The 16,582-nt window shown below is 43.0% G+C and carries 9 protein-coding genes; all 9 read right to left on the reverse strand.

Features of this window, described 5'->3' with window-relative positions:
* Positions 1-77: 77 nt before the first annotated feature.
* Complete coding sequence (locus tag ID165_RS16455) at positions 78-1,244, reverse strand: Gfo/Idh/MocA family protein (protein WP_192346099.1); 1,167 nt, start codon at positions 1,242-1,244, stop codon at positions 78-80.
* Between the two features lie 154 nt (positions 1,245-1,398).
* Entirely contained in the window at positions 1,399-2,421 is a 1,023-nt protein-coding gene (locus ID165_RS16460) for a sugar phosphate isomerase/epimerase (protein WP_192346101.1), read from the reverse strand.
* A 145-nt stretch (positions 2,422-2,566) separates the two neighbouring features.
* A complete protein-coding gene (locus ID165_RS16465) occupies positions 2,567-3,778 on the reverse strand; it encodes a hypothetical protein (RefSeq protein ID WP_192346103.1) in 1,212 nt (403 codons plus the stop codon).
* Positions 3,779-3,892: 114 nt separating this feature from the next.
* Positions 3,893-4,951 (reverse strand): aldose 1-epimerase family protein, encoded by a 1,059-nt coding sequence (locus ID165_RS16470; protein WP_192346105.1) that lies wholly within the window; start codon positions 4,949-4,951, stop codon positions 3,893-3,895.
* A 2,090-nt stretch (positions 4,952-7,041) separates the two neighbouring features.
* Positions 7,042-7,716: a hypothetical protein gene (locus ID165_RS16475; RefSeq protein ID WP_192346107.1), complete on the reverse strand. Its 675-nt coding sequence runs from the start codon at positions 7,714-7,716 to the stop codon at positions 7,042-7,044.
* A gap of 318 nt (positions 7,717-8,034) precedes the next feature.
* A complete protein-coding gene (locus ID165_RS16480) occupies positions 8,035-8,838 on the reverse strand; it encodes a DUF1080 domain-containing protein (RefSeq protein WP_225586796.1) in 804 nt (267 codons plus the stop codon).
* Entirely contained in the window at positions 8,835-11,528 is a 2,694-nt protein-coding gene (locus ID165_RS16485; RefSeq protein WP_192346109.1) for a c-type cytochrome, read from the reverse strand. The genes ID165_RS16480 and ID165_RS16485 overlap by 4 nt, the downstream gene beginning before the upstream one ends.
* Positions 11,529-11,726: 198 nt before the next feature.
* Positions 11,727-13,235 carry a RagB/SusD family nutrient uptake outer membrane protein gene (locus ID165_RS16490; RefSeq protein WP_192346111.1) on the reverse strand — a complete coding sequence of 503 codons (1,509 nt, stop codon included), beginning with the start codon at positions 13,233-13,235 and terminating at the stop codon, positions 11,727-11,729.
* Positions 13,236-13,280: 45 nt separating this feature from the next.
* Positions 13,281-16,379: a TonB-dependent receptor gene (locus tag ID165_RS16495; protein WP_192346113.1), complete on the reverse strand. Its 3,099-nt coding sequence runs from the start codon at positions 16,377-16,379 to the stop codon at positions 13,281-13,283.
* Between the last annotated feature and the right edge of the window lie 203 nt (positions 16,380-16,582).

Consider the following 16,582-nt stretch of genomic DNA (forward strand, 5'->3'; position numbering starts at 1 on the left):
AGCTGATACGAAAGCAGGAAGGGTATTTCTTCCTGCTTTTTATATTTTTCATACTTCTAACTTTGTACTTCTGCCGTTCAAACCTTCTCTATCCAATCCACTCCCGTATCTTTCCAAGCACGCTCATTGGCAGAATTGATTACAGCTTCACAAACTTTCTGAGTCTCAAAAGCATCTCTGAAAGTAGGATGACAAGCCTCACCTGTCTCCAAACTATGGAAGAAATCAGCTACCTGATGAATGAAGGAATGCTCATAGCCGATGGAAGTTCCCGGAATCCACCATCTGTCCATATACGGATGATCCCCGTCTGTCACGTGAATAGATCTCCAGCCGCGGACTTGACCTTCATCATTGTGATCGAAGTACTCCAGACGTGTCAAATCATGTAAATCCCAGCGAATCGAAGCATGCTCTCCATTGATCTCAAAGGTATAAAGTGCCTTATGCCCTCTTGCGTATCGAGTCGCTTCAAATAAGCCCAAAGAGCCGTTATCAAAGTGGCAATGGAATACACAGGCATCGTCGATAGTTACTTTTTTCTTTTCACCTGTGCCCTGATGAACGCGCTCTTTGATAAATGTCTCCGTCATGGCCGAGACATCTTTGATGCCACCGTTCAGCCACATAGCGGTATCGATACAATGCGCCAGCAAATCTCCGGTCACACCTGAGCCTGCAGCATCAGCATCCAGCCTCCACAGTGCATCACCTCCTTGAGGCAATTCCGGACTAATTGTCCAATCCTGGAGAAAATTTGCACGGTAATGAAAAATCTTGCCCAGCTTCCCCGAAGTTACGATTTGCTTCGCCAAAGTCACTGCGGGCACTCTTCTGTAATTATACCAAACAGTATTTTTTACTCCTGCTTTTTCCACTGCCTTCACCATACCTTCAGCTTCCGCAACTGTTCTTGCCAAAGGCTTTTCACATAGAATCATTTTACCCGCTTCAGCAGCTGCTATCGCAATTTCCGAATGAGTATCGTTTGGAGTACAGATATCCACTGCATCTATGTCGTCTCTTTTCAGTAGTTCTCTCCAATCTGTCTCCACAGATTTGTAGCCCCACTGATCTGCGAAAGCCTGCGCTTTATCGGCTCTTCTGGAGCAGCATGCCTGCAACACCGGAACATATTCGTACTCCGGAAAAAAATCAGGCACTCTTTTGTAACCATTGGTATGTATTCGGCCCATCAATCCTGTACCGATGAGACCTATTCTTATATGTTTTTTTTCTTTCATTCTACTTTGAATTTGAATCCCGATAGTTATCGGGACAAGAGTTGAAAATTTAAATTTTCGTCATTGCGATCTGCCACAGGCGGAGAAGCAATCTTAATTAAATTAGAGACTGCTTCACATCATTCCTTCGCTCGCAGCAACGTGAAAACCACTATTACCATCCATGGGCATTCCTTACTTTCACGAGTGCAGCAAGGATATCATTCCAGGTTTGTTGGTTGTTCATGACCTCATTGGGGAACATGCATCCATCCCAGCAAATATGCTTGAACGCTTTGGTCAGCTCACCTTTTTCATCCCGAAGCCAATAACCTGCATCATGCGTGATATCCAAGACTCCGTTGGGATCAGTCGCTTGGCAGTGTCTACCCGTCTTATCGTGAGAACCGGAACCGAAGACTGAGCCGTCATTTTGTGCTACATGGAAGTCAATCGTCCAAGGGCGAAGCGCATCTGTCACCGTTTTCAGTGCAGCTTTGACAGCCTCACGGTCTTTAAGATCTGCGTCTTTCGGGAGTATTCTATGCTCTGGCGCATTATACCCCATGGTATAAAGAAAGGTATGGGACATATCTGCCTGGAAGCCAATATTCGGCCTATCCACCAGCTCCAGTAACTCCACCATATGCTTCCAACTGTGCATGGCTCCCCAGCAGATTTCACCTTCCGCTGCCAATTTCTCTCCATATCCTGCTGCCACATCACAGGCCTCACGGAACGTATCTGCAATGATTTTTGTGTTTCCTAAAGGGTCTTTTGCCCAGTCTTCCACTCCGGCAGCAGAGTCTATCCTGACTACGCCATAGTGGCGAACGCCAAGATCATTAAGCTGCTTGCCAAATTCGCATGCCTTTCTAACCATTTCTACAAAAGTTTTCCGCTGATCCGCGGAGCCCATCGCTGATCCAGCCCAGATCGGAGCAACAAAAGAACCTGCTACAAGGTTATGTTTCTGAAGTTTTTCTGCCAAAATCTTAGTCTCATCCGGATCATTGAGTGTGAAGTGGGGCTCAAGCAAGCCTAGATCAAGACCGTCAAATTTCACTCCGTCCACTTCAGCTGCTGCAGTCATCGCCAGAAGGGAATCAAATGGAATTACAGGCTCAGAATCGGCTCCTTTGCCTACTATCCCAGGCCAAGTGGCATTATGTAGTTTTGGATAGTTATTAGAACTCATGATATTATGGGTTAATAGTTATTAAAGTGTGAAGGAGGAAGACCGAAGACAGAACCTCAAACTCACCTACTTCGGTATTCAGCATTGGATATTCTTAATTACTTCTTTTGTCTTGATTCGTGTGTCTTTTATCTAGCATCTAAAATCACTCCCACACTTTCAGATCAGGGTTATCCGGACCAAAGTGCTTCAGCATCACGATAGGATCGGTTTTGGAATGATTCGTGATTTTCACACCAGCTTTCGCAGCTTTCTCACTGACAAAATACTCATCATGTGTCAGCTGACCAAAGCGGATCAACGCAGGTGTCTCTATATCCCACTCATTCATTTTACCATATCCCTGCATCATGATCATTCCGTAGGCGGCAGCATCTTTGATCGTCACTGTCTGGCCTGGATAGACCGTCAACTCCTTTGCGCTGTAGTCATGGGATCTATAGCAGATCCAGCTGTCATGATATCCCACTGCGTGCATTTCTTCTTCATTTTGCACAGGAATCGGCTCCATAAAACGGGTTTCCAAAAGATTAGGATTGACATTCAGTTCCCAATCAATCATCTCAACCAATAAGTCGTAATCCCCTACTCTATCCTTTGGAGTGGCATTCCAGAGCAATTCATCAGGAATAATCGCCTCATTTACAAGAGACTGATACATCGCAAAAATATCCGATGCCTTCTGCGGCTCGTAGGTACAAAGTGAGCCTGGAGCATGGAGCATCCCCGGAGGCACATCCCAACCGGTTCCCGGCTGAAGCTTAAATGCCTGCGAATAATTAGTGATCTTGTTATCGCCTTTATTAAAGTTCATCAGGCATTCTTTGATCTGTTCTTTGGTCGTTCCCGGAGCTATTCCGAAGAATGTGTACGGAAAATCTCCACCGTGATTGTTCAATTGCGGAGGATAATAATACGCTTCAGGTTTGCCATTCTGACCGGTCAGTTTTCCATATTCATCGCTTGGGTGAATGTGGTGTGGAAGCGGCCCCATATTGTCAAAAAACTTGGAGTACATAGGCCAGGACTTGTACTTGTCCCAGAGCCGACCTCCGATGATTTCTCCACCCAGCTCATCAATCGCGTCTTTCAAAAGAAAAAGCTCCGTCTTGCTCCCATCTTCATAGGCAATATGGCTCAGTCCTTCATTTTTGCTTGTGAGGGGGCCATTTTCGGCAGGCGTAGTCGATGAAAACCAACGTTCATCTATGCCTCCGCGGTTGCCCCCCAGACAATAATAATCATCAGGATGAAGTTTAATTCTTCTTCCCGGTACACAGAACGAACGAGGTACCCAGGTTGGTGTTAATCTTAAAATTCCTTCTCCCTGCTCTAGGGCTTTTTTTGCTAAACTCATGGGTTTATTGATTATTTTGAGATTTGAGATTTCTAACTTGAGATTAAATTGGAAAATTGAAAGATTGGAAAATTATTTCAGCTTCTCTATAGTCACAATTCCCCATTCCTAAATTTACATTTTAAATTCCTTGACTGCTTCCCTTGTGAGAACTTCCAGTTTGATTTCATAAGTTCTGCTTTCTGCCGGCTTCAATAAAATCAAAGTTCCATTTTTACGCGCAGCAGCCTGACCTATCGGTGGATTGGTAGCCGGTTCGAGCGCGGTGACATATTCATTTTTGCCCCAGTGTTGCCAGTTGATTAACCATGGCATCTGTTTTTTGGAAAATGAAATACTGAGCCCAAGCTCAAGTCGGTCATTCATATAACCACAAGTAACTTGCTCATTCTCTCCCGCTTTTGGGTCTATGAAAGCCACATCTTCTCCAAATGAAGTGTGTTCATCCAATGGCCCTGCACATCTTGTGAATTTGTACTCTTTGTTGAAAGATGAAAGTGTAGCATCAGCTTCCCTTGGCTGTATTTCACCTTTCCACACTATTCTCGTTCCTTCATCTATTAGCGGCCAACCACAATTGACATGATAGAGTACCATGTGCGGTGCGGGAGAATTTCCCCGATTGCTCACCTCGTCTTTGATGCGGATAGCAGTATTTCCAATAGTGCCTGAGATTGTTCTTTTCAGTTCCAGACTTGGCCCAAACGTCGTTGTCTCACGAATTACACCTACAATTTCAAAATCTAAGTTTCCGGAATATATATCAGGCTGCTTGACAGAAATCAGTTCCGCAGGAGTATTGCTATAATTCCCATGCAAACCACGACTCCCATTTTCATCCTCATTGGGTGGACCCATCGAAGAAATCCCGCAGGTGGTCAACAGTCCTCCTCCGAAAGTACGCAGCCAATCTATTCCCTGATTGGAAAAAGGCTGCGCAGCCACATGACCTGCATTGCTAATCCAAGCCAAGCTATGCTCATTGTGAAATGCATCCAAAATATCCATTCCGCGGTCCAAAACGACTTTAAACCGAAGTCCGGTGCCTGTATTAATCCAAGCGATGCGGGTACCGCGACCTGAGCCATTATCAAGTATAGATGTTTCTATTCCGCCAAGCTGGTGGAAATTGGATAATTTATCTTTCCAATTGGATGGATCTGATAGGTTCATTCTGAAGTTTTGAACTAGTCTGTAATCTATTAAAAAGGGCTCCTGACACTGTCCTGCCCTATATGGGTTGGAAGTAAAAGCCCGGGAATAAGTTATAAAATCCGGGTGTTGGAACTTTGCCGCTGATCAAAAAATATCTTACGATCAGGAAATTACACTTTTTCAAATGAGCGGGATTCATCTCGATTAAATGCAGTCGGGGGGACTGCAGCAAAGTAAGTCCAAGTCTGAAGACTTCAACTAGGGCACAAAATTGGTTCAATTCTCCTGTCCTGGACCTAGATCATTGCAGTCTTCAGAATGCCCTATTTTCTTAATAATTGTCAAAAGTCAACTCTCTTTAAGAGCATCTTAAGATCAAAACATTCACACTTTTCTAAAATAAGCAGGATTCTTCTTAGTTAAATGCAGTTGGAAGACTGCAACAAAGTAAGTCCAAGTCTGAAGACTTGAACTAGGGTGCGAAATTGGTTCAAGTCTCATGACTTGGACCTAGATCATTGCAGTCTTCAGACTGCCTTATTTTTCTCCTAATTTGGCAAAAGTCAACTCTCTTTAAGAGTTAAGAGCATCTTAAAATCCGAACATTTACACTTTTCTAAAATGAGCAGGATTCTTCTTAATTAAATGCAGTCAGGAGACTGCAGCAAAGTAAGTCCAAGTCTGAAGACTTGAACTAGGGTGCGAAATTGGTTCAAGTCTCATGACTTGGACCTAGATCATTGCAGTCTTCAGACTACCTTATTTTTCTCCTAATTTGGCAAAAGTCAACTCTCTTTAAGAGTTAAGAGCATCTTAAAATCCGAACATTTACACTTTTCTAAAATGAGCAGGATTCTTCTTAATTAAATGCAATCGGGAGACTGCAGCAAAATAAGTCCAAGTCTGAAGACTTGAACTAGGGCACGCAATTGGTTCAAGTCTCCCGACTTGGACCCATATCATTGCAGTCTTCAGAATGCCCTATTTTCTTAATAATTGTCAAAAGTCAACTCTCTTTAAGAGCATCTTAAGATCAAAACATTCACACTTTTCTAAAATAAGCAGGATTCTTCTTAGTTAAATGCAGTTGGAAGACTGCAACAAAGTAAGTCCAAGTCTGAAGACTTGAACTAGGGTGCGAAATTGGTTCAAGTCTCATGACTTGGACCTAGATCATTGCAGTCTTCAGACTGCCTTATTTTTCTCCTAATTTGGCAAAAGTCAACTCTCTTTAAGAGTTAAGAGCATCTTAAAATCCGAACATTTACACTTTTCTAAAATGAGCAGGATTCTTCTTAATTAAATGCAGTCGGGAGACTGCAGCAAAGTAAGTCCAAGTCTGAAGACTTGAACTAGGGTGCGAAATTGGTTCAAGTCTCATGACTTGGACCTAGATCATTGCAGTCTTCAGACTACCTTATTTTTCTCCTAATTTGGCAAAAGTCAACTCTCTTTAAGAGTTAAGAGCATCTTAAAATCCGAACATTTACACTTTTCTAAAATGAGCAGGATTCTTCTTAATTAAATGCAATCGGGAGACTGCAGCAAAATAAGTCCAAGTCTGAAGACTTGAACTAGGGCACGCAATTGGTTCAAGTCTCCCGACTTGGACCCATATCATTGCAGTCTTCAGAATGCCCTATTTTCTTAATAATTGTCAAAAGTCAACTCTCTTTAAGAGCATCTTAAGATCAAAACATTCACACTTTTCTAAAATAAGCAGGATTCTTCTTAGTTAAATGCAGTTGGAAGACTGCAACAAAGTAAGTCCAAGTCTGAAGACTTGAACTAGGGTGCGAAATTGGTTCAAGTCTCATGACTTGGACCTAGATCATTGCAGTCTTCAGACTGCCTTATTTTTCTCCTAATTTGGCAAAAGTCAACTCTCTTTAAGAGTTAAGAGCATCTTAAAATCCGAACATTTACACTTTTCTAAAATGAGCAGGATTCTTCTTAATTAAATGCAGTCGGGAGACTGCAGCAAAGTAAGTCCAAGTCTGAAGACTTGAACTAGGGTGCGAAAGTAGTTTAACTCAAAAAACCTTCGAGATTTCGGAAACCTCGAAGCTTAGTAGTTGGGAGCCAGGGCACTAGAACCCAACCCAAAGCTACTCTTCCTCTGCCTCTTGAAAAACGGTTACTTCCGCATCAAATTCTGCCTCCACAAACTCATCCCTCGCTATCCAGTATTCTGAAGTGATCAATCTGTACTGATTTTCACCCAAATTGCTTAACTCCCAAATTATCGAATCTGCTTCTTCAAACTTGACTTTACCCAGGAGATGATCTGCAAATAGCCGCTTGATCAAATTGCTATCATTTAAAGTAAACTGCAAAGCTTTAAGCACAATTTCCTTGCTGACCTCTTCTGCAGCGGCATCGACACTGCTGATTTCAAATTCAGCAATTGTGGCTTTTGCATTTGGGAATTTGCCATTGTAGGCCTTGTGCAATAACTGATTGATATTGAAAAGCTGGTGATGGAGGCTAATGACAGGGTACTCCTCGGAGATCTTGTCCAATAGCATATCATGGGAAATCTGCTCAATCTGACCTTCATTGAGTTTATCCGAAAGTCTATAATCAAGCAGGATTGCTGCAGCTTCAGCCGGTTCGAAATCAGAAATCGCCATAGTAAGAAGCTCTCTCAACTCAGCCGGGTTGGATTTTGCAGCATCTGGAAAACCAAAACGATCAAGCAATGCTATTAAATCTTGGTTGCTCCAACTTTCCAGCAATTCATCTACGGTGTTGACTTTGTTGATAATGATATGGTAATTCATAATTAGTGGTTTTAGTTTTTATAGAATTGTGTAGCTATTTGCTAACAAAGAGCCTGTAGGAAAAAGCTCCGCTAGCTTACCGTACTCTTGATTTTATAACGGACATTCTACAATTAGCGTTCGAGCAAGGAAGTATTAAGAACACAACCTAAAGCTTAGAATCACAAAAAGGCTTCTTAAGTCCTCCGAAACTAGGTTTATTGTCAGATTTATATTTGTTAATGTTTGTGCATCGAAATCTCAGGACTTGGATAAATGCCAATAAAAAAGCCCTTGCTTTTCAACAAGGGCATTTCATGACCTATTCTAACGAGCTGTCTACTGCTTCAGCAGAACATCCTTAAACTGAACTTCCATCGGAGGTCCTACGTGCACCTGCACCCCCAAGTAACCTGATTCCATTCTGTTTTTAGGATCCTCATCATGCACTTCGCTCATAAGCTGTCCATTTACATAATGCTGTAGCACATTCCCCTTCGCAATGATATGGACACTGTTCCATTCACCGGCTTTGACCATAGCCCCCAGCTCAGCCCGATCACCGATTTCCTGCTCTACCCTAAGCCCCTTCCAGGCGTTTCGCTCTATGTATTCCCTCATTTCCACACCATCAGGCTGTGACAGAATCTTAGTTTTTTGACCTCTGTAAGCTAGTGTAGTACGCTTTCTCTCCTCGTAGTTTTGACCGGTATAATTGTTCTTTCCGTCTATATCAGCTTGATAGCCTTTCAGGGCGAATGGCACGTCCTCTACCATCTCACTCCTATAGTTAATCCCGGAATTTCCGCCTTCAGAAATCTTAAATTCTGCTTTTAGCTCAAAATCCCCGGGCTGTCCTCCTTTCCAAATCAGAAAAGTATTGGCTTTCAGTAATGTCTCAGGAGTGATTTCGCCTGTGATCGCTCCCCCCTTCACAGACCAATAAACAGGATCTCCCTCCCAACCTTCAAGAGTCTGTCCATCAAAAATTGATTCGAAACCAGCATCTGTTGAACTTATTGGGACTATAGTAGACACATTACTATCCGAAGGTTGTTGGCAATTCACAAAACCGATTACCATCATTGCCCCTACACTAAGTGCCTCTATTCTCAGCCATTTTGATTTTAATAGATCTTTCATTCTTCTGTTTGGGCTTTAGTTTGGTATACTTTATGATTTGCCTTGCCTCCAGAGATCAGGTAAGCCATCAAATCTTTCAATTCTTCCTCGTTTAATCTGTTGATCAACCCCGGCATCATTACAGAAATCTTCGAATCCTTGACCGTGGACACCTTATTCTTTTCCACTTTGCGAAGCACATCTGGAGAGAAAGGGTTTTGGGAAACAGAATAGCTGGTTTCATCTTCGTTCACGATTCTTCCCATCACAGAGCTTCCGTCATTTAACTCAAGTACGCTAGCTACATATTGCTCAGAAATCTCATCGCTAGGGTTGATCGTAGCTTCCAGAATATCTTTTGGAGAGAAACGGGTTCCTAACTGGGTCAAATCAGGACCTATGATTCCGCCCTCTCCGCCTAGTGTATGGCAGGACAAGCACTGAGAAGCCGCAAACATCGCTTTACCTTTGGCCAAATCTCTGCCACTTAAATCTCTCATCAGCGAATCAGCTTCTTCCACAGTCCATCTTCTCCCCGGTCCCTCCGGCTGAATGTCTGAATTCACCAAGTCATTTCCATTCCCCGTGAGCAAAGCTGCACCTGAGAGTTCATTGTATTTATCAAAATCACTTTTTGGAACATGGGATAATGCCATTTTTCTAGCTCGGTCTATAAAGCCAACATAGCTGCGCCCCCCCTTGTATTTGAAAGCATCCTGAATCCAACTGAAATATTTCTCATGTAATTCTGGGGTCCACCCCGCTTCAGCTCCACCGAGAACTGTAGCAAGATACGTCTGTTGGGCAGGTGGCACATTTGCCAGCATATTTGCGATGTCCAATCCGTACTGGGGATTTCTCATAATCAGATCAGAAGAAGAAGTAAACGTCTTCTGATAATCCGGATCATCTTTGGCATTTTCCAGTAAAGCCAAAGTCTTTTCTACCGCATTAGGCGCATCCAAATAAACAAGAAGCACCGCCAAAGCACGATCAAGGTTGTTATTATTAGCAGGGAAATTATCATCCAGATAAGCTATCAAATCGGTTTTCAGAGAACCTGAGGGCTCTCCCTGCCTAGCCAGGATCAGCTCAAAAGCTCTCAATAAGTCTTGCTTACCTTTCTCATCCAAAGACCTAAAGTCAATTCCTATCAACGCCTGGACCATAGGTGCTCCCGCCCCTTTGTCTGAGTGACGGGACAAAGCTATCATTGCTTGTGTCAAAGTCACAGGATCCTTTTCTCCAAGAGCCTTGGCTTTCCATAAACTCACAGGCTGATGCTCCAAGGCAATTCTAGCTGCATACTGCACGTATCTATCCCCATTTTTCAGGTTCTCCCAAGCCAGATCAAGTCCGGAAGCCGGGGCATCAGCTACATGAAGAGCCTCCAATTGTCTTCTCAACTTTGCTTCATCAGGCAAATCATCTATTTGAAGCGGTTTTTTATCGGACTCCTTTACATCACCATCATAGTATACCCGATAAAGATCTGACTCCAATCTTCTGCCACCAGTCATAAAATACATCGCACCATCCGGGCCTATTATTCCATCAGTCAAAGGAAGCGGAGAACCGGAAATAAACTCTTCGGCTTTGGCTTCATAGGTGCCTCCTTTTGGAGTCAATGTCATAGAATAAATAATCCCAAAGCTCCAGTCAAATGCAAAAAGGGATGTTCTATACTTCTCCGGGAAGTTTGCTTCTGTACCAAACATCACATTCGTAGGTGACCCTTGTCCAATGTTTAAAATCGCCGGTAAATTATCCGGATAATTTGGAGACCATTTTTGGTTGCCCGTTCTCCACCCATACTCACTTCCCGAAGTCACATGACAGATTCTGGTAGGTCTATACCAAGGCATTCCAAAATCCCACTCCATGTCTGAATCGTAAGTAAACAAATCACCAACCTCATTAAACGCAATGTCAAAAGGATTTCTGTACCCTGCAGAGATCAGCTCCCAGTGCTTTCCTTCGGGGTCTATGTTTGCTACCCATCCTCCCGGAGCCATTCTATCATTTGCGTGTCCCCTTGGATCTTTTATCTCAGGAAACAGGTTGTCTTCCTGCCATACATTCGGAAGTCTGTAAGCATCCATTTCAGGTACATCTGTATGATTTCCCGCTACTATATAAAGTGACTGTCCATCGGGTGAAAGCTTGATACTATGTGGTCCATGTTCGCCTGGCTGCCCGGTAAATCCTTTGATCTTCGTTACGGACTCATACTGATCGTCTCCATCTAAATCCTGAATCCGGTAGAGTCCTGTACTTTCGGCAAATGTCTCATTTCCATGATGGTTTACCATGACATAGAGACTATTGAATGCATACAGCAAGCCTTGCGCATATCCCATCCCTACTTGAGGTTCCGACACATTTCCTACAATGAGTTTTTCTACTTTAGGAACTATGGAGTCAGCCCCTATTTCAGGGATCTCCAGCCTATATAGAAACCCATATTGATCAGCCGTAATCAATCTGTTTTTGTCATCGAAAGTCATAGCAACCCATGATCCTTCATCCTTTTCTCCAGGGCTCAAGAGATGTTCGGCTACAAAACCATCGGGTAACGTAAGCTTATCCAACTTGGGATTGCCGGTTAATTTTCGTTTGTTTTCATCCTTATCCTCTGTGGAACAGGATACTGTTACAAGCACAGCCACAGAGAAAAGAAATAAATTTCTTATTGAATTTTTGAGGCGCATAGGGCTAATGTTATTGGATAGCAATAGTTAGAATTTTAAATTGGTGATTAATTCTGCTATAATAAAACCACTCATGAAATATTATGTCTTTTTGCAAAATGATTTTTACAGTAAGACATTATTCCCAGCTGCAAATAAAACTACCCGACATCAAAGCATTCTCAATACAGCTGATGTCGGGTCATTTACTCTTATTTATTAGAAATAAGGACTAAGGTCAGACTCTGCCGCCGGCAATGCATAGAACTTATTAAGATTCGTAAATACCTGTGGACGGGGCTTACCCGTCTCAGTTGAAGGATAGTAATAATCCAAAGGATTAGCTACAATCCGTTGGCCATAAGGAACAATAATTTCCTGAATACGGTCAGTTCTTTGGATATCAAACCAGCGCTTATTTTCAAAGGCTAACTCCACTCTCCTCTCTCTGAAAATCGCCTCTCCCAAATCTGTACCACTACTATTCACCGGACCGAGCCCGGCGCGGTCTCTCACTTGGTTCAGGTAAGTGCGTGCTTCCCCGTCTTTCCCCTGCTCATTAAGTGCTTCTGCCATAAAAAGCAATACTTCTGAATAGCGGTAAATCGGGAAGTTCGTGCCTGTATTATTATGCTGGGAGTGTTTTTTGGCGTATTTCTTAATGTAAGGGTAAGTCTTATCATCTCTTGCGCTATTGGACAAAAACACATACCCAATGGAGGCCTCTTCTCTTTCATCCCCTTCCTCATAGGCAGCAATAATATCGGGGGTAGGGATATTATTTCCTTCACCGTCCAAATCCTGGGGATTGCCGGTTCCTGTAATCTCCACTAATTCTTCTGCCAACAGCGGCCTAGGCATCATCTGATAAATAAAATTACCGTTAAGGCCTGCAGCACCTTCTAAAAACTGTACTTCAAACACCGATTCTGCATTATTTTTATTACCGGCATTATCAGAGAAGGCCATAGCATAATTAGGTATCAGACTATATTCACCGCTGTTGACTACCGGTTTCAATATCTCCTCAGCATCCAGCCATTGCTCCTGATTGATGTAAACATTTGCCAGCAATGTACGAGCTGCTCCGGATGTCACTCTTCCTGCTTCCTGTTGGGATTTTGGAGGTAATAAAGGCACTGCAGTTTTCAGATCAGCCACTATCTGTGCATAGACATCTGCTTCTTCAGAAAGCGGTAGAGCAGCCTCTTCCCGAGTGTCCACGGGAGTTAGATGCAATGGGACTTTTCCGAAATAACGCACCAACTCAAAATATGCATAAGCTCTTAAAAACAATGCCTGTCCTTTAACATTGTCTTTTGAATCCTGATCAAATTCCACCTCATCAATCAACGCCAAAATCTGATTGGTTCTCGAAATAATACGGTAGTCAAGCCTCCATTGCTGAAGAATATTATCATTTGCAGTGACACCATTTGCCTCAGCCACGGAAAAATCCGCCAAATCCTCCTGGGGATCTACGGCTCCAAACAGCTCATTTCTTCCATAATAGGTATTATCAGAATGCATTTCAGCAAGTCTATAGGCTCTGTCGTTCACAATACTCCTCAACGGAGCATAAGCCGCATTCACTGCCTGCACAAAGTCAGTCTCCGTTTTGAAGAACGTAGTGGAGCTCAATTCAGTCTCAGGCACTACTGTGAGAAAATCATCACAGCCTGAAAGTCCCAAAGTGGCAGCTAGTAATACAATTATATATTTTTTCATTTTTAATTCAGTTTATGTGAATATGTAAGTTCAGATCCGGCTAAATCAGAAATTGATATTTGCCCCAAATGTGATCGTGCGGGGAACCGGATAAGCTGATAGATCTACACCGGGGCTCAGGTTGCCTCCGTCTCCATCTCCATTGTCCTGCATACTCACTTCCGGATTTGACCCTCCCCAATACTTGGTAAACACCCACATATTCTGTCCGGAAGCATAAAGTCTCAAAGACTTAATAGACTTTGGCAACTTGGTGAAAGTGTAGCCAAGGGTAATATTCCTGATCGTAAAGTAAGAAGCATCCCAGACGAAATTGCTGTTGTTCCAATCACGCTCCACTCCGGTCACATTCCCTCCACCTACAGAAGTACCAAAGATCCCATCTCCCGGATCATCAGGAGATTTGAATCGATTAGACACCTTTGCGACCATATTAAATACTCCATCCAAATTGGCAGTAGAATACAAATGCCTCATATAAAGCTCATTGCCCTGAGACCCTGAGGCAGTTATACTTGCATCCCAGTTTTTCCAGTTGAAATTGTTGATCAAACCATACGTAAAGTCCGGGAATGGATTCCCCATAATCGCTCTATCGTCATTGTCCCCGCCATAGGTGATAACCCCGTCACCATTTACATCTTTTATCTTAATACTTCCCACTGTAGATCTTCCCGGAATGATGGGAGAGTTATCGAGGTCTTGCTGATTCATGTAATTCCCTTCTTTGATCAAGCCATAAAACTGCCCGAAAGGCTGACCCACTTGGGTAATGTGAAACGTACCATATACCCGATCTATGCCATCCGCAAGCTCTAGGACTTTGTTTCGATTAATAGACAGGTTGGCATTGGTACTCCATCTGAATGCCCCGGTAGTGTTTATTGTATTTATCGAAAATTCATGTCCCCAAAAATGTATCTCACCGATGTTGTCATTGAAATTGGTAAAGCCTGACTCTTGAGGAACCTGAACTGCATAAAGGAGATTAGTGGTATTCTTAGTATAGTAATCATAGGTAAATAGTACTCTGTCATCCCAAAGCCCCACTTCCAAACCCAAGTCTAACTGTGCTGTAGTCTCCCAACCCAGGTTATTATTATTAAGAGTAGTAACTGCTGCACCAGGCACTACAGTCTCACCAAAAACTGCATTGATCGTATTGTTTACCAACGCATAAGAGGTGTAATTTCCGATATTATTGTTACCTGTCACCCCATAGCTCGCACGTAATTTTGCAAAGGAAATAGTAGAACTGGTATTTAGAAAACCCTCATCAGAAAGCACCCATCCCACAGAAGTGGAAGGGAAGACACCCCAACGATTCTCTGATCCAAATCTGGATGAGCCATCACCCCTTACGGAAGCTGTTAGAAGATACCTGCCTTTGAAATTATAAGTCAATCTCGAAAACAAGGAAGTCAAAGACCATTCTTCCACACCGGTAGTGGTTCCGTTACGATTTATATTTAAAGCCCCCTGTACCGTGGGAAGCCTATCATCCGCATAGGTATCAGCCTGTATACGTGTGCGATCCATTCTGAACTTCTGATTGGAGAATCCTCCCAGGAGCTGAAAATTATGGTCTCCAAAGCTCTTGGTATAAGTAGCTATATTTTCGTTCAACCAAGAAAGATTCTCTCTGTTCTCTCTGATGGAAACAGCCACTGTCGGTATAGAAACATTTATATTTGCGGTTGCGGTAGATGGGTTAAACCAGAAATACTTAGAATTTCGAATCTCAGCATTAAATGTAGATTTGAGCGAAAGCCCCTCAATTGGTTTCCACTCTACATAGGTATTTGCCAAGACATTCATTTGTTTGGTCTCATTAGTGATCTCTTGAGCTGATCTCACCCAGTTAGGATAGGCATAGATATTACCTGTACTGGCGGGGAGTTGGTTAAAGGAAGTCAATTCACCATTTTCTTCATAGATCGGCATAATAGGCCAAGTGTGCAGGGCGTTAAATAAAATACCCGTTCCCCTAGTCCCATCTGTTCTCGGGGTGTTATCCACCACATAGTTTGGCGCAACATTCACCCCTACAGTAACCTTATCAGACAACTGATAATCGGTATTCATCCGTAATGAAAACCTCTGATAATCAGAACCTACAACTACTCCTTCCTGATCAAAAAACCCCGCCACGATTGCCGTATTGACTTTTTCTTTGTTAGAGGTGACAGTCAAATTGTACGAGGATATCGATGCAGTTCGGAGCATCGCATCATACCAATCATTCGATTTCCCCCTGTACTCCGAAGGATTTTGAAAAATATCAGGTACCTCTTGATTTGATGCTTCATAATGTTCCTTTTTGAATGTAGCAAAAGCTTCCGCATCCATCATTTCCAAACGGCCTCTATCAGGCACATTCTGGAGTCCGGTGAAAACATTTAAGTTAACATTCGTCTGACCAACTTTACCTTTTTTGGTAGTGATCAATACGACACCGTTGGCAGCCCGAGAACCATATAGAGAAGTGGACGCTGCATCTTTCAATACAGTAATTTCCTGAATCTCGTCCGGATTGATTGAGTTGATATCTCCTGTAATAGGAAATCCATCCACTACATACAAAGGAGAACTACCGCCTGACACAGAAAGCTGCCCACGGATCCGAACGTTCATTCCCTGACCGGGCTTACCTGTCGTTTGGTTGATCTGCACACCGGCAAGACGTCCCTGAAGCTTTTGGGCTACTGAGGACACCGGTAGATCTTTTAACTCCTCCTGGCTTACAGACTGCACCGCCCCGGTCACTTCACGCTTCACCTGACTACCGTATCCTACGACCACCACTTCGGAGAGGTCTGAGGTAGAATAGCCCAGCGTAACTTGAATAGGAGTGGAAGCTGCTGTCACCGCCACCTCACTTGTAGTGAATCCGATAAAGCTAACCACCAACGTCTGGCCTACTGCCGCCTGAATCGTAAATCCACCGTCAATGTCTGTCACAGTTCCGTTCTGTGTGCCTTTGATTGAAACTAAGGCCCCTGGAATGGGTTCATTGTCTCCTTCGGAGACCACAGTCCCTTTCACAGTTATAGACTGCGAAAACGCTGACGACACAGACACGATAAAGGCCAGCAAAAACCCTATAAATCGGATTCTTGCATTCTTTTGATAATAATTTAGCATAGAAATGGGCTTAATGTAATTGAACAAAATCTTTCACAATAAACCTGCATAAAATATAAATTCTATCCTGCACCATCCTGAACAACACCCCCTTATACAACTTTATAATAAAAAGAAATTATTCAGCATAGCACAGGACAGTTACATCCAATAAAACATTTAAAAATAAAAAAAAGCTCATTCCTATATCCACATGAATACTT

It is taken from the genome of Algoriphagus sp. Y33 (genome assembly GCF_014838715.1).
Taxonomy (GTDB): domain Bacteria; phylum Bacteroidota; class Bacteroidia; order Cytophagales; family Cyclobacteriaceae; genus Algoriphagus.